The following is an 18,997-nucleotide window of genomic DNA, read 5'->3' on the forward strand; positions in this document are numbered from 1 at the left end:
GGCTTCATTATGACAAAAGAAATTATTTCATCAAAAGATCTTCATTTATATTATGGAAAAAAAGAAGCTTTAAAAGGAATTGACTTAAGTATCAACCAAGGTGAGATTACGGCGATGATTGGTCCTTCAGGTTGTGGAAAGTCAACTTACCTGCGTTCATTGAATCGAATGAATGACTTGATTCCTGGTGTAACGATCACCGGAAGTGTGCTGTATAAAGGAAAAGATATTTACGGTCCTAAAACTGATACCGTTGAACTACGCAAAGAAATCGGCATGGTATTCCAACAGCCTAATCCTTTTCCTTTTTCAATCTATGAGAACGTTATTTATGGATTGAAACTAAAAGGCGAAAAAGACAAAAAAGTGTTAGATCAAGTAGTTGAAGAAAGTCTAAAAGCCGCTTCAGTTTGGGATGATGTGAAGGATAAACTGCATAAGAGCGCTTTGTCTTTATCAGGTGGACAGCAACAACGAGTATGTATCGCACGTGTCTTAGCAGTCAACCCAGAAATTATTTTACTAGATGAACCAACAAGTGCACTTGACCCTGTTTCAACTGGAAAAATTGAAAGTATGTTGTTAGAATTGAAAGAGAACTATACGATGATTATGGTCACACATAACATGTCACAGGCTTCTCGTATTTCAGATAAGACAGCTTTCTTCTTAGATGGTCATTTAATTGAATTCAATGATACAAAGAAAATTTTTATGAATCCAGAAAAGCAAGAAACAGAAGATTACATCTCAGGACGATTCGGATAAGGGGGAAATAAAATGCTACGAACGCAATTTGAAGAGGAATTATTAAATCTTCATAATCAATTTTATGAAATGGGTATGATGGTAAGTAGTGCGGTGCATAAGTCTGTTCGCTCTTATGTGAAGCATGACAAAGCCCTGGCACAAGAAGTAATCGAAAACGATACAAATATCAATGATATGGAAATTCGTTTAGAAAAGAAAAGCTTTGAAATGATTGCTCTGCAACAACCAGTAACGACAGACTTGCGCATGATTATTACCGTTATGAAAGCAAGTTCTGATTTGGAAAGAATGGCGGATCACGCGGTATCTGTTGCAAAATCAACGATTCGTGTCAAAGGACAAACGAGAATTCCTGAAATCGAAAAAGAAATCTCGGACATGTCAGACTATGTGAAGAAAATGGTTGATAATGTGTTGGTTGCCTATGTTAAAACGGACGAAAAAGACGCTCGGACAATTGCCAACATGGATCAACGTGTAAATGAGTATTTCAATCGAATCTACAATGCAACAATCAAAAACATGGAAGCAAATCCAGAAACAGTCATTAGCGGAACAGACTATTTGAATGTTGCTAGTTACTTGGAGCGTATTGGTGACTATGTTACAAATATTTGTGAGTGGATTGTTTACTTGGCAACAGGTAAGATTACGGAATTGAATACGACCCATGATGAGATTTTTTAAAAAGGTTGTGGCGCAAAGCGGTCAGCTCCGAAAAAATAATGAGTAACTAACAAAAATAGCTTTTCATATTTTTTGACAGTTATGAATTATTTCGAGGAGTTGTTTTGGGAACACCGTGAAAAAGGTTGTGAAAGAAGTGCACAGCTCCAATAAATAAGAATAAATTTTCAGAAATTGCTTTTCAAATTTTTGTGAAATTTAGACTTATTTAGCAGGAGTTACTTCTTGAACACCGTGGATAAAATTTGTGACGCAAAGTGTTTAGCTCTGACAAGATAGCGAGTGTTCCAAAAAGTTAGTGTCAAACAATAAAAAATGAACTTACCTTTAAGAGATTGGGGGAAAACGCACTTTGTTTTCTTCCAATCTCTTTTTTTAGTATGATTAGAATAGTAGGGAATGACGGAAGGTGGAGAAAAAGTTACATCTTAAGTCCTATGACATTTTCTTCAAATGAAGGCATAATATGGATGTAAGGAAAAGTTGCAAACAATATTTGCTCAAGGAGGCAATTTCCATGAAAGAAAGAGAACGTATTTTAGACTTAGTAAAAAAAGGAATCCTTTCGACTGAAGAAGGCTTAGATTTGTTAGAAAGTATGGCAACTGAAAAAGACGAAAAGTCAATTAAAAAAGAAGCAGACAAAGTAACTGCTAGTCATAAAGAAAAAGATCAAGTAAGTCAATTGATGGATGATTTAGAAAATGATGCAGAGGAAACCTTCACTGATTCTGAAGTGGATCCAAAGGAAAAAGAAAAACAAGATCAAGAAAACTTAGAAAAAATTCTTGATGAATTAGCAACAGAAGCAAACAAAGCATCTGCACATTTAGATGAAGTGAATGCTGAATTACAAGAAAATCGACAAGCACGCAATGACAAACAGGAAGCATTGATGCAGTTGAATACAAAAGAAGAACTAGATGAGTTAACCGCAGAAGAACTTGAACAACGTCAAGCGTTGGAAAGTGAAATCCAAACGTTAGAAGCAGAAGGCAATAAGCTAGTTGAGCAACAATTGAAGCTCGAAGCAGAATTAAAAGATATTCGTAAAAATCAATGGTCAGAAACGAAAGATTCAATTGCTGAAAAATTTGACTTACCAGATGATTGGAAAGAACAAGCAACAGACACCTTGAACCAAGTTGGCGAAAAAATGTCTGAAGCGGGTAGCCAATTAGGCAAGTTCTTGAAGAAAACGTTCCAAACGGTTTCTGATTCTGTGAACGACAACATGGAATGGAAAGATGTTAATTTACGTGTTCCTGGTATTGCAACAACGAAATTCGAACATGAATTTTACTATGAAGCACCAGAAGCAAGTATCATCGATATCAAAGCGGCAAACGGAAACGTGCTTTTGAAAACGTGGGATAGTGAAGATGTCAAAGTAGAAGCCAAAATCAAACTCTACGGAAAAATGACAGCTGAACCATTTGATGCCTTTTTAGAAAGAAGCCAAATCGAAGTCAATGAAGACCACATTTCTTTCCAAATTCCGAATAAACGTGTACGAGCAGACCTTGTTTTCTACTTACCAACACGCTTATACGACCATGTAGCAATCAAATTGCTTAACGGAAATATCACAATTAAAGGTTTAGAAACAAAAGACACTTATGCGAAATCAACGAATGGAAATATCCTAATTAATGATTTGACAGCAACTATGTTAGAAATTGAAGGAGTCAATGGCAATATTGACGTGAATCGCGGTCAAATTTTAGACTCAATCATTGAAACGGTCAACGGAACAGTCACCATGGCAACAACGCCTGAAAATGTTTCGGTATCATTAGTCAATGGGGATGTTCGCTTGACATTAACAGAGAACTCATTAAGAAAAGTCGAAGCAAGCTCTGTCAATGGAAACGTCAAAGTAGCGTTACCGGAAACATTAGGTGTCGAAGGACATGCAAAAACAAGCTTAGGCAGTATCAATAGCCGCATGAGTGAGTATGATGTTGTCCGTGAAAAGAAAGAAAGAACCAATCAAATGTTACAATTCCGCCGCATTTCTGATACAGGAATTGCCCAAGTTCAATTATCAACCACAACAGGAAACATCTTTTTGAAAGATGCTGAGTAAGGGAACGCTTATTAAATAGAAAAACAAATGTGAGATGGACACAGGATAGCCCAAAAAAATGGGCTATTCTGGGCTGTTCATTCTAGTCTGTGTAGTCGCCAAAAAATAAGTGGAACAGACTTTTGTTTCCCAATATTTTCGATTAAAATAGATAGGACAGAGGTGAAATAGAATGAAAAAAAAATTAACGAAATCAACTGATAATATTGTATTAACCGGTACACTTGCGGGAATTGCAGAGTTTATTGGTATTGATCCAACAATTGTTCGTGTGGTGTATGTCTTTTTGAGTCTTGTTGCATTTGGCAGTCCAATTATTTTGTACATTTTACTAGCTGTCATCATACCGTCTGGTAAATCTTCTCGTACAAACTATGGTCACAATAATGAATATTACCAAAAAAATAATTATCGCGAACAAACGAATAAACGCAAAGAAGCTGAAAAAATCGATGATGATGATTGGAGTGACTTCTAATGTCTTATTTCCAACGAATCGTTGTGAATACTTTGACATTCATTTCACTAGCAGTCCTTTTTCCCCAAATGATCCATGTGAGTAGTATTTGGACAGCGGTGTTAGCAAGTTTTGTTTTATCGGTGTTAAACATGTTCGTCAAACCGATTTTAACAATTTTATCTTTACCGCTGACCTTAGTTACTTTTGGATTGTTTAGCTTTGTAGTGAACGCAGCAATATTAAAATTGACTTCCTTCTTTGTTGGAGCAGCCAATTTTGGATTTGCATCATTTGGAGCAGCATTTCTAGTAGCAATTGTTATGTCATTAGTAAATGTTGTTGTTAGTGAGCATAATTTAAATCGTCAGTAACTACGAAAGACACCAACTAAAAAATCATCATTTCTTTATTCAGCAAGAAAAAACAGAGATTGCAGGGAAAGTTCAATAGACTTTTCTTGCAATCTTTTTTATTTGAAAAAGAAATAAACCGTTTTTTTTATTTGGTAGTAAGTTTGGGTAGACAATGATAAAATGAAAACGAACACCCTAATAGAAATGAGGTAGCATGAATATGGCAGAAGTAGTTAAAGTTAGCCAACTGGTTGAAAAATTATCTTTAGAAATCGTGACCGGCGATGAAAAAAGTTTAGAACGTGTCATAGTCACAGGTGACATTTCACGTCCAGGCTTAGAACTGACTGGTTATTTTAGTTATTATTCACATGATCGGCTTCAATTATTTGGAAGCAAAGAAATTAGTTTTGCAGAGCGCATGATTCCAGAGGAACGTTTGATGATTATGCGACGTTTATGCAGCGAAGATATGCCCGCGTTTATTATCTCCAGAGGTTTATCTGCACCAGAAGAAATGATTCAGGCTGCAAATGAACATGGGATGGCTGTCTTGCGCTCACCAATTTCAACATCACGTTTGTTAGGAGAACTTTCTAGCTATTTAGACGGACGATTAGCACCACGAACAAGTGTCCACGGTGTTTTAGTTGATGTCTATGGACTAGGTGTCTTGATCCAAGGAGATAGCGGAATTGGTAAGAGTGAAACAGCATTAGAATTGATCAAGCGTGGTCACCGTTTGATTGCAGATGACCGAGTGGATGTTTATCAACAAGATGAATTAACCGTGATTGGTGAGCCACCAAAAATCTTGGAGCATTTGATTGAGATTCGTGGAATTGGCATCATCGATGTCATGAACTTATTTGGTGCAAGTGCGGTACGTGGTTCGATGCAAGTCCAACTGGCTGTCTATTTAGAAGCTTGGGCGAAAGATAAGAAATATGATCGATTAGGCTCAGAGGATACGTCGGTTGAAATTGCAGAAGTCGGCATCCCACAAATCAAAATTCCAGTTAAGACTGGACGAAATGTGGCTATCATCATTGAAGTTGCTGCGATGAACTTCCGTGCGAAAACAATGGGATTCGACGCAACAAAAACATTTGAAGAACGATTAAGTCGTTTAATCGAAGAAAATTCAGGAAATTAATAAATAAGGAGTGACAAAATGCTCGCACAAATCAATCGAGTAGCGTTTGAGCTTGCCGGAATCCCTATTTATTGGTATGCATTGATCATTGTTTCAGGGATCATTATTGCCATGTGGCTAAGCACTAGAGAAGCAGTCAGAGTCGGTATGAAAGCAGATGACGTGACGGATTTTATGCTATGGGGATTACCACTTTCAATCATCGGTGCTCGTTTATATTATATTCTTTTTGATTTACCTCAATATATTGCAGACCCAATCCAGATTTTTAATATTCGCTCGGGTGGGTTAGCTATTTATGGTGGATTGATTGCTGGTGGACTTACGATGTATTTCTTTACCAAGTATCACTTTATTTCACCGTGGACTTTTCTTGACATTGCAGCGCCTAGCGTGTTGCTTGCACAAGCCATTGGTCGTTGGGGAAACTTTATGAATCATGAGGCTTTTGGGCCGGAAACAACTCGTAGCTTTTTAGAAAGTCTACATTTACCACAGTTTATTATTGAAAATATGTACATTGATGGCGCGTTTCGTCAGCCGACTTTTCTCTACGAATCAGTATGGAGTTTGCTTGGCGTCATCTTATTATTGATGTTGAGAAAACGACCACATTTGCTTAAAAAAGGAGAAGTTTTTCTTTTATATCTTATCTGGTATAGTTTCGGACGTTTCTTTATCGAAGGGCTTCGAACAGATAGCTTATACTTCCTAAATATCATTCGCATTTCTCAGTTACTCTCAGCAGTACTATTTATTGGAACCATCATCGTATTCATTTTACGTCGTAAAAAAGATAAAAATTTAACAGATTATGATCGAAGTTTTGGTGATAATCAATCAATTATTTAATGATCAAGCAAACAATGTTCCGTGCAAAGGAGTGGTTAAATGCAACAAAAAATCGCAGTGTTAGGTCCTGGTTCATGGGGGACGGCACTAGCCCAAGTGCTTGCAGAAAATGGTCATGATGTAAGAATCTGGGGACACCGAGCAGAACAAGTAGCTGAAATCAACACAAAGCATACGAATCAACGGTATTTACCAGAACTGAAATTAGCAACAGCTATTCGGGCGTTTACCGAAATGGCAGAAGCCTTAGCTGACGTAGACGCTATTTTATTCGTGGTGCCAACGAAAGCGATTCGTTCTGTAGCACAAGAAGTTGTGATGAAAATGACGCCGAATACGAAACCTGTCATCATTCATGCCAGCAAAGGATTGGAACAAAAGACACATAAGCGTATTTCAGAAATCTTATTAGAAGAAATTCCAGTGGAACAAAGAAAAGCAGTCGTTGTCTTATCTGGTCCAAGTCATGCTGAAGAAGTAGCTAACCATGATATTACGACAGTTACAGCAGCAAGTACGAATACAGAAGCTGCAAAATATGTCCAACGATTATTTATGAATGACTATTTCCGAATTTACACCAACCCTGACGTCATTGGAGTTGAGATGGGGGCAGCGTTAAAAAACATTATTGCAATCGGCACAGGAGCAATTCATGGACTAGGCTTTGGTGATAATGCAAAAGCTGCAATCATGACAAGAGGATTAGCTGAAATCAGTCGCTTAGGTGTTGCAATGGGTGCTAACCCTTTAACTTTCATTGGGTTAAGTGGTGTTGGTGATTTGATTGTCACAGGGACTAGTGTTCATTCTCGTAACTGGCGTGCCGGCAATTTATTAGGGCAAGGTCAAAAATTACCCGAAGTATTAGAAAACATGGGAATGGTAGTCGAAGGCGTTAATACGACGCAAGCAGCTATGGAATTGGCCGATAGTATGGGCGTGGAAATGCCAATAACACAAACGATTTATGAAGTCCTTTATGAGGGAAAAGACATCAAAAAAGCAGCAAAAGAAATTATGTTACGTGATGGAAAAGTTGAAAATGAATTTTCATTAACTATTTTTTAAAGGAGTCGTCAATCATGAAAGTAAAAAAAGCAGTTATTCCAGCAGCAGGATTAGGAACAAGATTTTTACCGGCTACGAAAGCAATGGCAAAAGAAATGTTACCAATCGTGGATAAACCAACGATTCAATTTATTGTCGAAGAGGCATTGAAATCTGGAATTGAAGATATTTTGATTGTTACTGGAAAAGCTAAACGTCCAATCGAAGATCATTTTGATGCCAATATTGAACTAGAAACAAATCTTCGTGAAAAAGGGAAAAATGATTTATTGAAATTGGTTGAAGAAACAACAGATGTCAATCTACATTTTATCCGACAATCTCATCCTAAAGGGTTAGGACATGCTGTTTTGCAAGCAAAAGCTTTTATTGGGAACGAACCATTTGTTGTAATGCTTGGTGACGACATCATGGAGGACGACATTCCATTAACACAACAACTAATCAATGACTACGAAGAAACCCATGCTTCAACCATTGCTGTAATGGAAGTCCCACATGAAGAAACATCAAAATACGGTATTATCAATCCTGGTGGCGAGCTAGAAAAAGGTCTTTACAATGTGAAAAATTTTGTAGAAAAACCAGATCCAAGCAAAGCACCAAGTGATTTAGCAATCATTGGTCGTTACTTATTGACTCCAGAAATTTTTGAAGTGCTAGAAAACCAAGAACCTGGTGCGGGAAATGAAATCCAATTAACGGATGCAATTGACACGCTGAATAAAACGCAACGTGTCTTCGCTCGTCAGTTTACTGGTCAACGTTTTGATGTAGGAGACAAATTTGGGTTTATGAAAACAAGTATTGAATATGGATTAAAACATCCAGAAGTCGGTGCACCATTAAAAGAATATATTATTGAGTTGAGCAAAACATTAGCAACTCCAGCAAAAGAAACAAAAAAAGTTGAATCAAAAGAAAAATAAGTTACTTTTGCGTAAGTAAGAAAAAGCTTCAACTACTCATAGTTTACTGGTAGTTGAGGCTTTCTTTTTTGATAAAAGTAAGAATTGGTAGTATTTTATTTGTCTAAAAAAAACGTAAATGCTATTCTTAAGAGGAGAGGCAAGGGAAGGAGATTGATTATGACAGGCGGAGAAATCGCAGGATTGATTGCAGCAATAGCTTTTGCAGTGTTAGTCGTGTTTTTAGTACGTATCTTGATGCAAGTATCAAAAACATTAGAAAAAGTTGATAAGACTGTTGCAGAAGCGAATACAACGATTGCAGTTGTAACAAAGGATGTAGATATCCTTTCAAGACAAGTAGAGGGACTACTTGTGAAGAGTAATGATTTGCTTGAAGATGTCAATGGAAAAGTTGCAACGATTGATCCATTGTTTACAGCTGTAGCTGATTTAAGTGAAAGTGTTTCAGAATTGAATTCTTCAAGTAAAAATTTGGTAACAAAAGTTGGCGGCTTAGGAAAAACAACTGCGCAAGCGACAGTTGCTGGTAAAGTCGGTGGAACAGCAATGAAATTTTTTAAAAATAAAAAACAGAATGAACAGACAGGAGGAAAATAAATATGGCTAAAAAAGGTGGATTTCTATTAGGTGCAGTGATTGGTGGAACAGCAGCGGCAGTTGCAGCATTATTGTTAGCACCAAAATCAGGAAAAGAGTTACGCGATGACTTAGCAGCACAAGCAGATGATCTATTAGACGCAGCTTCAGATTATACTGACCTTGCAAAAGAAAAATCTGCAGAGCTAACGGATATTGCAAAAGAAAAGGCGGCTGATCTTTCACAACAAGCTGGTGAGTTAGCCGGCAACATCAAAAACAAAGTTGACCAAACTGCGGAGCAAGCAAGCGATGAATCAGATGATATTTTATTGAATCTGAAAGAACAATCAGCAGATTTATCTGATCGTTTTAAAAAATCAGCAGATGAATTAAAAGCACAAACTGCAGATTTAGGTAGTCTTGCAAAAGACACAACAGCAGATATTGCAGAAGATGTGAAGGATTCTGCAGTGCAAGCAAAGGAAACAGTGAAAGATGGTGTTGCAGAAGCAAAACCTGTCGTTGAAGATACAAAAGATTTAGCAGACATGGCAAAAGAAGATGTGAAAGATGCTGCTAAAAAAGTTGTAGAAGAAAAGTAAGCTACACTGATAAAAAGACGGATCGGAAATTATTCCGACCCGTCTTTTTTGCTAGATATCGTGGTGTTCCCAAAGCAACTCCTCGACATAGCTTACATTCACTTCAAAATATGGAAAGCTATTTTTTGTTTCTACTCGACATAGCTCACACTCACTTAAAAATATGAAATGCTATTTTGAGTGCCTACTCGCTATCTTTTCGGAGCTAATCGCTTGGTGTCACAACCTTATCCACGGTGTTCAAGAAGTAACTCCTTCAAAATAAGCCTAAATTTCACAAAAATTTGAAAAGCAATTTCCGAAAATTTATTCTTATTTATTGAAGTTGGGCACTTCTTTTACAACCTCATACACGGTGTTCCCCAAGCAGCTTCTTCAACAATAAGTTCTCTTTTCTTAAAAATATGGGGAACTATTTTTAGAAAAGCCTTCTTATTGCTTGAAGCTAATCGCTTGGTGCCACAACCTTATTCCAAAATCAACAATTCTTTTGGTGTTGTTGTAAATGGCACACAACCATCTTTTGTCACATAAACACAATCTTCAATACGCACACCCACTTGTTCAGGAATGTAAATACCTGGTTCAAGAGAGAAACACATACCTTCCTCAATAACCAAATCATTTCCTTCGACTAAAGATGGGTACTCATGAACAGTTGTACCAATCCCATGTCCTAAACGATGATTGAAGTATTCACCATAGCCATAGCTATCAATTACACCGCGTGCAATCTGATCTAATTCGCCAGCCGTAATTCCAGGACGAACAGCATCATGAGCTGCTAGTTGAGCTTCTAATGTAATATTGTAGATTTTTTCTTGGAATTCAGTTGGTTTTTTGTAAGCAATTGTTCGAGTTGCATCACTACAGTAACCGTCCCAAACAACACCTAAATCAAATAGAACAAGTTCATTTGGTTTAACTTGTGTATTCCCTGGTGCACCATGAGGACTAGCCGCATTTTTTCCAGCTAAAACTAATGTATCAAAAGACATTTGTGAAACACCTTGTTTTTTCAATTGGTACTCAATTTCGGCAATGATTGCTTGTTCTGTAATGCCTTCCTTTACTGCTTTAAATCCAATTTCAAAAGCAACATCTGCCCATTTTCCAGCTGCAATTAATTTATCTTTTTCTTCCACTGTTTTGATCAATTGTAAACGTTGAATAACCGGAGTCAAGTCAGTAAAGAAATCTGTTCCAGATAAAATATCCGACATATAATCAAAACGTTCAACAGTCAAAGCATTTTTTTCAATTCCAACATTGCCGGGTTGACCATAACGCGTACGAATTTCTTTGCCAATGATTTCCCAAGGGTTTTCACTATCAAGGTAACCGCGAACATCAAAAGTCCAACCACTATTTTTGGCATCATCAACTTCTAAAGCTGGTGTGAATAAAAATGGGTCTTGTTCTAATGGAATAAATAACGCAAGCACACGTTCATGTGGATCACTTTCGTAACCGGAGAAATATGCGATGTGTCCAGGGTCGCTGATATAAGCAAGCTCAACCTGATTATTTGCCATCCATTGACGCAATTCATTGATTTTTACATTGTTCATTTAGCTTCCTTCTTTCTGATAATTCAAACTATTTATCATTGTAACATTAAATTTTTCGAAAGACCATTCCGATAAATTGAAAGAAAAACATAATTTTCATGAAAACACTGTTAAAACGGTTGCAATCCATAAAATAATTTGATATTCTAATTTAGAAATGTAAGTCGTATTTTCAGAAAAAATCAGATAAATAAGAACGGGAGAACACAAATGGAAAAACAAACAATTACTATCTACGATGTAGCTAGAGAAGCAAATGTGTCAATGGCAACTGTTTCACGCGTTGTGAACGGAAACCCAAATGTTAAACCTGCGACACGAAAGAAAGTTTTGGAAGTAATCGATCGTCTTGATTATCGACCAAATGCTGTTGCGCGTGGATTAGCAAGCAAGAAAACTACTACTGTTGGTGTAATCATTCCTGATGTCAGCAATATGTTTTTCGCTTCATTGGCTCGAGGAATCGATGATGTTGCGACAATGTACAAATACAATATTATTTTGGCTAACTCAGATGGTAATGACCAAAAAGAAGTAAACGTACTAAACAACTTGTTAGCAAAACAAGTTGATGGTGTAATTTTTATGGGACATCATATTACTGATGAAATCCGTGGCGAATTTTCTCGCTCAAAAACACCAGTTGTTTTAGCGGGCTCAATTGACCCAGATGAACAAGTAGGTAGCGTAAACATTGATTATACTTCTGCAACAAAAGATGCAGTGAATCAATTAGCAAAAAACGGCAACGAAAAAATTGCGTTTGTTAGTGGTGCACTAATTGACCCAATCAATGGTCAAAACCGTTTGAAAGGTTATAAAGATGCATTGAAAGAAAATAACTTACCTTATAGTGAAGGTCTGATTTTTGAAGCAAGTTATAACTTCAAAGATGGCTTGTCATTAGTTGATCGTATCCATAACAGTGGAGCAACTGCTGTATATGTTTCAGATGATGAACTAGCAATTGGTATCTTGGATGGCATGCTGGATAAAGGAATCAAAGTTCCTGAAGAATTTGAGATCATCACAAGCAACAACTCATTATTAACTGAAGTAGCTCGTCCTCGTTTGACAAGTATTACACAACCTTTATATGATATTGGTGCGGTTTCAATGCGTTTGTTGACAAAAATGATGAACAAAGAAGAAGTTGAAGAAAAAACAATTGTTTTACCTTATGGAATTGAAGAAAAAGGTTCAACAAAATAATTTTTGATTGAAAAAGTAGCCATGAGCAATCATTTTGATTGTTCGTGGCTTTTTTGATAAAAGGTTGTGGCGCAAAACGCTTAACTCCGACAAGATAGCGAGCAAGTACTCAAAATAGTTTTACATATTTTGAAGTGAATGCAAGCTATATGGAGGAGTTGTTTTGGGAACACCGTGGATAAGGTTGTGGCGCCAAGCGTTTAGCTTCAAGCAATAAGAAGGCTTTTCTAAAAACAGTTCCCCATATTTTTAAGAAAAGAGAACTTATTGCCGAAGAAGTTGCTTGGGGAACACCGTGGATAAGGTTGTGGCGCCAAGCGTTTAGCTTCAAGCAATAAGAAGGCTTTTCTAAAAACAGTTCCCCATATTTTTAAGAAAAGAGAACTTATTGCCGAAGAAGTTGCTTTGGGAACACCGTGGATAAAGCTTGTAGCACAAAACACTGCACTCAAAAGATAGCGAACAAGCACTCAAAAAAATAGTAAACAAACATAAAAAACACCCACTTTTGAGAGCACAGTAGTTAGGAATTAAAAATAAGGACCAAAAGAAAATAGAACCAAAAGAAAAGCCACAGCATATGCCGTGGCTTTTCTTTTAGTCATTGTTGTTTCGTGCATTTTTTGTCTTGGAAGTTGTACGTGCATAAGTAGAAGCTGTCTTCCAATAATCAGTATAATTGTCATCTGTTCCACCAATACCGAATTTAAAGGTACTCTTTTCTGGTTCATTTTTTGCCCAAAGAGATTCAACCGTATTACTTGGTGTTTGAATCGAACGCTTATTGACTGTGACTTTTCCAGGAAGTTGACCAGTAAAGGAAGCCACTTTTTCTTTTTTCACATCAGAGGAAAGTTCGAATTTTTCTTGTGTTGCAAAAACAGTTGGATTGGTCTGATAGACACGGTTAATTAAATAGGCTAAATAGTTTGCGGAACGTTTTCCAGCCTGATTATCCATTGGCGTGTTATCATCGTGTCCCGACCAACTACTAATTGTAATTGATGGCGTTGAAACAATTAACCAAGAATCACGATATTCATTGGTCGAACCAGTTTTCCCAACCCAATCAGCATTTCCTAATGTACCATCTAAATTCGTAATCACTTCTTTAAATGGTGTAGTGATTTTTTGATCTAATACACTACGCATTAAGTTATTCATAATTGAAGCGGCTGCTTCTGAATAGACGCGAACAGGTTTTTCTTCATGTTGGTAAATAACGTTACCTTCGTTATCTGTAATCGAGTCGATTAGGTAACCTTCTTGGTAAACTCCATTATTAGCTAATGTTTGAAACCCATTTGTTTGCTGAAGGGTAGTCACTTCTACAGTTCCTAGTGGTGCAGATTCAACACCCCAATTATCATTTTTTGGATAATTCATTTTGGCTAAATAGTTATCATAAGCAGCTTGCTTTGAGCCACCTGAATCAAGTACATCTTGATATAAATGATAGGCAGGTATGTTATTTGACCAATCTAAAGATTCCCGAATCGTTTGGAAAGTGTTGAGATGTTGATTTGTCGCATTCACGATCTCTTCACCAGAGTTTGCGCCTTCTTTCCAAGTTGTGGTGTAGTTGGAAATTCGTGATTCGGAACCAACTAAGCCCATATCAATCGCGGGTCCATAAACCAATACTGGCTTGATTGACGAACCGGCTTGGCGCATCATATCAAAGGCATGATTATTTTGACTTTGCGCGTAATCACGACTGCCAACGAAGCCATAAATCCGACCCGTTCGATTGTCCATCAATACATTCCCAGTTTCGACACGAGTACCAGAAACGTCATCTAATAAATAACCGTAATTTGCAACGGCATCTTGCATAGCTGCATAAATATCTTTATCAATGGTTGAATGAACTGTATATCCTTTGTTTTGAATCGTTTGTTGCGCTTTTTGATAGTAAGCATCATACGTTTTGCTGTCGGCAAGATCCGCATTGTCTTTTTCGGCTAGTTGCTTCGTTACGATTTCAGTTGCGTTGTTCATAACAGTGTAGTAGAGAAAACCCCGATCATTTTGTTCAGCAATTTGCTGCGGTAAGAAATCTTTGGTCAAATCGTAAGCTTTCGCCGCTTCGTATTCATCTTTCGTAATTTTCTTTTCACGATACATACTAAACAAAACAAAATCTTTTCGGTCAAGTCCGTCTGAAACGTCTTCTTTCAAAGCACCAGTATTAGTGTAAGGGCTATAAGTAATTGGGCTTTGTGGCAGTCCAGCAATAAAGGCAGCCTGTGGTAAAGAAACATCTTTTGCATCTACCCCAAAAATCCCTTTCGCTGCTTCTTGTACACCGGCGATGTTTTGTCCTTTGTTATTTCGGCCAAAAGGAGAGACATTCAAATAAGTTGAAATAATCTCGTCTTTAGAAAAATATTTCTCGACTTGTGCCGAAAGTAAAATTTCATTGGCTTTTCTTTTAAATGTTGTTTCGTCAGTTAAAATTTGTTGCTTAACTAACTGTTGTGTCAACGTTGATCCACCAGAAGAACCAATTCCAGTAGCTTCAGAAACTAAGGCACGTAAGACTGCTTTAGGTACAAAGCCGTCATGTTCATCAAAATACTCATCTTCTGTACTAATAATCGCTGTTTTTAATAAGGGAGAAATCTTGTCTGAAGCGACGGTTGTTCGCATCAAATCTGTTTGAATGGTTGAAATCTCACTGTTATCTGAATAGACAAGTTTGGATGTTTCTGTGATATTGCCTAAGTCAGCTTGCAATTCTTCTTTTGTTGGTGTCTGGGTGTCTTCAACAAGGTAAGCAAAATAACCAGCTCCAATCCCGAGACCAAGTGCACCAGCTAGTAATAAAAGTACGACAATCACGACTGCTAACGACTGAAAAACTCTAAAAATAATTTTAGGAATGAACCATCTTTCAGTGTTGGCGTGTTTCTTCCTTTTTTTAATATCTTTTTGTGGCAAAAGAGTCACCTCAACTATTGAATTATTTCGCTAATTATAGCAAAAAAACGGGCAAAAAAACAGACTACGCATTTTTTAGGTTAAAATTACCAGTTTTAATTGAAAATAAGCAATCATTTTGAAGAATTTCTCCAACAAACAATCCTTAAACTTTTCTTTATGTACAGTTTCGGTTAAGATGAAAAAAGGGCTCAAAAGGGATCGATCATCTGGAGCAAACGACTGGAAATTAGGAGGAAAAATACATGTTACTAGGCTCACATGTTAGTATGAGTGGGAAAAAAATGCTTTTAGGCGCAGCTGAAGAAGCAGCAAGTTATGGCGCTTCAACTTTTATGATCTATACAGGTGCACCACAGAATACGAGAAGAAAAGCAATCGACGAAATGAATATTCCTGCAGGAAAAGAGTTTATGGCTGAAAACGGTCTTTCAAATATTGTGGTTCATGCACCGTATATCATTAATTTAGGAAATACGATAAAGCCGGAAATGTTTCCTTTTGCAATCCAATTTTTAAGAGAAGAAATCGAACGTGCTGAAGCATTAGGTGCGACTCAAATCACTTTACATCCAGGCGCACATGTTGGTGCTGGCCCTGAAGCCGGAATTGCGCGCATTGTCGAAGGATTGAATGAAGTATTGACGAAAGACCAAACTGCTCAGATTGCTTTAGAAACGATGGCAGGTAAAGGAACAGAGATTGGTCGCACATTTGAAGAGCTTGCAAAAATTATGGATGGGGTTACTTTGAATGAAAAATTATCTGTCACTTTCGATACTTGTCACACAAATGATGCAGGATACGATGTGAAAAATGATTTTGATGGTGTAATGACTGAATTTGATCGAGTAATCGGGCTGGATCGCTTAAAAGTGTTGCACATCAATGATTCTAAAAATCCACAGGGCTCACATAAAGATCGTCATGCAAATATTGGTTTTGGAACGATTGGCTTTGATGCGTTGAACACAATTGTTCACGATTCTCGCTTTGAACATGTATCAAAAATTTTAGAAACACCTTACGTTGGAAAAGATAAAAAGAAAGCTTATGCACCGTATGGTAAAGAAATCACAATGTTCAAAGAACAAAGATTTGAGCCAATTCTCTTTCCAGAACTACTTGAAGAAGTATAAACTCAATTGTAAAATTATAAAATAGATAGTATGAAACAAAAAGAATCCGCAAAATCAAACGATTTTTGCGGATTCTTTTTTGTGATTTAAATGAAGCATTGTGACAAATTTCAAGATGTTGAAATTTGGTCGTAGCTAAATGTTTTGTACTGTAACGCTTTGTGCTACAACCACATTTACGGTGTTCCCCAAGCAACTCCTCGAAATAGCTTGTACTCACTTCAAAATATGAAGAACTATTTGAGTGACTGCTCGCTATCTTGTCGGAGCTGAACGCTTGGCGCCACAACCTCATTTACGGTGTTCCTAAAGCAGCTTCTTCGGCAATAAGCCCACCTTTCATAAAAATATGCGAAACTATTTTTAGAAAAGTTTCCTTATTGCTTGAAGCTGAACGCTTTATACCACAGCCTTATTATCCTTCTTCTTGCATAACTTCTTTTAGATATTGTTCATGTTTCTTGTTTCCTTGATACAATTCAATGATGGTCCAAGCTAGCAATAACAGGACTGCCGCAATAATTGCATAGGCAATATTGTCAGCCAACGAGATTTCTGAAATCGTTGCTTGGCTACCAAAGAAACTTTCGATTTGTCCGGGTAATCCTCGTAAATTGAGATAAGTCAGACTAATGACAGAAAACCAACCTAAAATTTTGATTACGAATGAATTTTTGAATTGTTTTCCCATTTCTACTTGACTATTAGTCATCATCAATAAAGGAATCATTGAGAATGGTAAAGCAAAAGCCAAGAAGACTTGTGATTCATTCATCAGATTATTTAATGCTTCATGTTCAGCAATGGCACTTTTTCCGCTAGTTAACATGACACAGATCAGAACAGGAATAACTGAAAGTAAACGAGTTACTAAACGACGCAACCAAACTGGAATACGCATATGGATAAAACCTTCCATAATAACTTGTCCAGTCAAAGTACCCGTAATCGTTGAGTTTTGACCAGAAGCAAGTAGGGCAACCGCAAATAAAGTAGAAAGTATTCCTGATTTTGCAACTTCACCCAAAATCCCATTACTCATCGTGGCCGGATTTGATAAGGCTTCATAAAGGCCAAAGAAAGAGGGGTCTTCTACAGTTCCAGTTTTGAAAACAGCAACACCCATAATCAATAGAAGAGCGTTAACAAGAAAGGCCATGGATAATTGAATGTTAGAATCCCAAGTAGTAAAACGCACTGCACGAGCTACATCTGCGTTGTCATCATGGTTGATTTTTCTTGTTTGTGAAACAGCTGAATGGAGATATAAATTGTGTGGCATCACTGTTGCTCCAATGATACCTAAAGCACCAGTCAATGGTGTCTGTCCACCAATTGCAGGACTGTCAGCAAAAGTGTGACTGTTTGGAATGAAGCCTGCAAATAAAGCTTTCCAATCGGGATCAGACAAAGCAACTTGATAAACGAAAACGAATAAAATCACGAAAATCAAGCAAACAACAATTGCCTCAATTTTTCGAAAACCAACTTTCGTTAACAATAAAAGTAAGAAGACATCAAAAACAGTAATGAAAACAGCAACGACTAATGGAATTCCAAAGAGAAGATACAGAGCAATTGCTGCACCAATGACTTCAGCAATATCAGTTGCCATGATAGCTAATTCTGTCAGTACCCAGAGGATAATACCTAATGTTTTACTGGTACGAGCTCGAATGGCTTGTGCTAAGTCCATTTGGCTAACAATACCTAATTTGGCTGCCATGTATTGAAGAAGCATGGCAATCAAACTTGACATTAAAATGACTGACATGAGTAAATATTGAAAATTTTGTCCACCTGTAATAGAAGTTGACCAGTTACCTGGATCCATATAGCCAACAGCTACTAAAGCGCCAGGACCTGAATAAGCAAGTAAAGTTTTGAAAAAGCCTTTTCCCTTCGGTACTTCAACTGTACCATTGACTTCGGCCAAGGATAAGCCGTTTGTATGTTCAATTAAACGGTGTTTATGTTGGTTTGAATTTTCCACAATCAAACCACCTTTCTGTTTTGATTTTACGACTACATTTTACACCTAATTAAATAAAATTCAAGAAAAAAATTCGGTTAGCCTAAAATTAATAATAAGGCGCACCTTCTTAGGGGAGGATGGGAAAAATCCGAAAGAAAATGGGTGTACAAGGAATTTTTATCCAATTTTTTACGCATTATTCAGAAAACGGCTTTTCTTTTTATAAAATCTTTAGTAAAATGTTTTATTGAGAGCAATTCGGAAAAGGAAAGGAGAGATTTACATGGTATCAACAGGTATTGTCGTACTTATCGCTGTAATCGCGTTACTAATCGGCGCAATAGGTGGATTCTTTTTTGCGCGCAAATATATGCAAGACTATTTAGAAAAAAATCCTCCCGTTAATGAGGACATGTTACGATCAATGATGATGTCAATGGGGCAAAAACCATCTGAAAAGAAAATTCGTCAGATGATGCAGCAAATGAAGAACCAAGGCAAAAAATAGGTTCTCCTTCCAAAATGACACACGTTTAAGCGGGCTGATTTTTTTCAGCCCGCTTTTTTTGATTGCAGTTGTTAGAAAATTCAGATAATTAAAACTG

Annotated in this window: 17 protein-coding genes; 14 read left to right on the forward strand and 3 right to left on the reverse strand. The window is 37.1% G+C overall.

What is annotated here, in order from left to right:
• Nucleotides 1-9: 9 nt before the first annotated feature.
• The 11 genes from pstB to IGJ93_RS03495 all read left to right on the forward strand — a co-directional run bounded on the left by pstB (nucleotide 10) and on the right by IGJ93_RS03495 (nucleotide 9,552).
• Nucleotides 10-768 (forward strand): phosphate ABC transporter ATP-binding protein PstB, encoded by a 759-nt coding sequence (gene pstB, locus IGJ93_RS03445; RefSeq protein ID WP_067483817.1) that lies wholly within the window; start codon nucleotides 10-12, stop codon nucleotides 766-768.
• A gap of 12 nt (nucleotides 769-780) precedes the next feature.
• The gene (gene phoU / locus IGJ93_RS03450; RefSeq protein WP_067483819.1) at nucleotides 781-1,458 is read left to right on the forward strand and encodes a phosphate signaling complex protein PhoU; all 678 of its coding nucleotides are present in this window, start codon (nucleotides 781-783) and stop codon (nucleotides 1,456-1,458) included.
• Between the two features lie 517 nt (nucleotides 1,459-1,975).
• Nucleotides 1,976-3,547: a daptomycin-sensing surface protein LiaX gene (liaX, locus tag IGJ93_RS03455; RefSeq protein ID WP_067483821.1), complete on the forward strand. Its 1,572-nt coding sequence runs from the start codon at nucleotides 1,976-1,978 to the stop codon at nucleotides 3,545-3,547.
• A gap of 172 nt (nucleotides 3,548-3,719) precedes the next feature.
• Nucleotides 3,720-4,025, forward strand: coding sequence for a PspC domain-containing protein (locus tag IGJ93_RS03460; protein WP_067483823.1), 306 nt, complete (start codon nucleotides 3,720-3,722; stop codon nucleotides 4,023-4,025).
• The gene (locus tag IGJ93_RS03465; RefSeq protein WP_067483825.1) at nucleotides 4,025-4,378 is read left to right on the forward strand and encodes a phage holin family protein; all 354 of its coding nucleotides are present in this window, start codon (nucleotides 4,025-4,027) and stop codon (nucleotides 4,376-4,378) included. The genes IGJ93_RS03460 and IGJ93_RS03465 overlap by 1 nt, the downstream gene beginning before the upstream one ends.
• Nucleotides 4,379-4,580: 202 nt before the next feature.
• The gene (gene hprK / locus IGJ93_RS03470; protein ID WP_067483827.1) at nucleotides 4,581-5,516 is read left to right on the forward strand and encodes an HPr(Ser) kinase/phosphatase; all 936 of its coding nucleotides are present in this window, start codon (nucleotides 4,581-4,583) and stop codon (nucleotides 5,514-5,516) included.
• Nucleotides 5,517-5,534: 18 nt separating this feature from the next.
• Nucleotides 5,535-6,368 (forward strand): prolipoprotein diacylglyceryl transferase, encoded by an 834-nt coding sequence (gene lgt / locus IGJ93_RS03475; protein WP_075491426.1) that lies wholly within the window; start codon nucleotides 5,535-5,537, stop codon nucleotides 6,366-6,368.
• A 39-nt stretch (nucleotides 6,369-6,407) separates the two neighbouring features.
• Nucleotides 6,408-7,439 (forward strand): NAD(P)H-dependent glycerol-3-phosphate dehydrogenase, encoded by a 1,032-nt coding sequence (locus IGJ93_RS03480; RefSeq protein WP_075491425.1) that lies wholly within the window; start codon nucleotides 6,408-6,410, stop codon nucleotides 7,437-7,439.
• A 14-nt stretch (nucleotides 7,440-7,453) separates the two neighbouring features.
• Nucleotides 7,454-8,368, forward strand: a complete 915-nt coding sequence (gene galU, locus IGJ93_RS03485; RefSeq protein ID WP_067483833.1) for a UTP--glucose-1-phosphate uridylyltransferase GalU — start codon at nucleotides 7,454-7,456, stop codon at nucleotides 8,366-8,368.
• Nucleotides 8,369-8,527: 159 nt separating this feature from the next.
• Complete coding sequence (locus IGJ93_RS03490; RefSeq protein WP_067483835.1) at nucleotides 8,528-8,968, forward strand: DUF948 domain-containing protein; 441 nt, start codon at nucleotides 8,528-8,530, stop codon at nucleotides 8,966-8,968.
• A gap of 2 nt (nucleotides 8,969-8,970) precedes the next feature.
• The gene (locus IGJ93_RS03495) at nucleotides 8,971-9,552 is read left to right on the forward strand and encodes a YtxH domain-containing protein (protein WP_071868692.1); all 582 of its coding nucleotides are present in this window, start codon (nucleotides 8,971-8,973) and stop codon (nucleotides 9,550-9,552) included.
• Nucleotides 9,553-10,019: 467 nt separating this feature from the next.
• Here the strand turns inward: IGJ93_RS03495 and IGJ93_RS03500 are convergent, their stop codons facing one another.
• Complete coding sequence (locus IGJ93_RS03500) at nucleotides 10,020-11,123, reverse strand: aminopeptidase P family protein (protein WP_067483839.1); 1,104 nt, start codon at nucleotides 11,121-11,123, stop codon at nucleotides 10,020-10,022.
• A gap of 210 nt (nucleotides 11,124-11,333) precedes the next feature.
• Here IGJ93_RS03500 and ccpA point away from each other — a divergent pair, with 210 nt between their 5' ends.
• Nucleotides 11,334-12,335 carry a catabolite control protein A gene (gene ccpA / locus IGJ93_RS03505; protein ID WP_067483841.1) on the forward strand — a complete coding sequence of 334 codons (1,002 nt, stop codon included), beginning with the start codon at nucleotides 11,334-11,336 and terminating at the stop codon, nucleotides 12,333-12,335.
• Nucleotides 12,336-12,932: 597 nt separating this feature from the next.
• Here the strand turns inward: ccpA and IGJ93_RS03510 are convergent.
• On the reverse strand, nucleotides 12,933-15,287 hold the full coding sequence (locus tag IGJ93_RS03510) for a transglycosylase domain-containing protein (RefSeq protein ID WP_370629913.1): 2,355 nt from the start codon (nucleotides 15,285-15,287) through the stop codon (nucleotides 12,933-12,935).
• 236 nt (nucleotides 15,288-15,523) lie between these two features.
• Between IGJ93_RS03510 and IGJ93_RS03515 the strand changes: the two genes are divergently transcribed.
• Nucleotides 15,524-16,417 carry a deoxyribonuclease IV gene (locus tag IGJ93_RS03515; RefSeq protein WP_430597009.1) on the forward strand — a complete coding sequence of 298 codons (894 nt, stop codon included), beginning with the start codon at nucleotides 15,524-15,526 and terminating at the stop codon, nucleotides 16,415-16,417.
• A 415-nt stretch (nucleotides 16,418-16,832) separates the two neighbouring features.
• On the opposite strand, the gene IGJ93_RS03520 is transcribed toward IGJ93_RS03515, so the two are convergent.
• Entirely contained in the window at nucleotides 16,833-18,410 is a 1,578-nt protein-coding gene (locus IGJ93_RS03520; protein WP_370629914.1) for an Nramp family divalent metal transporter, read from the reverse strand.
• A gap of 265 nt (nucleotides 18,411-18,675) precedes the next feature.
• On the opposite strand from IGJ93_RS03520, the gene IGJ93_RS03525 reads away from it, so the two are divergent.
• Nucleotides 18,676-18,900: a YneF family protein gene (locus tag IGJ93_RS03525; RefSeq protein WP_071868695.1), complete on the forward strand. Its 225-nt coding sequence runs from the start codon at nucleotides 18,676-18,678 to the stop codon at nucleotides 18,898-18,900.
• The last annotated feature ends 97 nt before the right edge of the window (nucleotides 18,901-18,997 follow it).

The sequence above is a fragment of the Enterococcus sp. DIV0174 genome (assembly GCF_050529065.1).
Classification (GTDB): domain Bacteria; phylum Bacillota; class Bacilli; order Lactobacillales; family Enterococcaceae; genus Enterococcus_B; species Enterococcus_B thailandicus.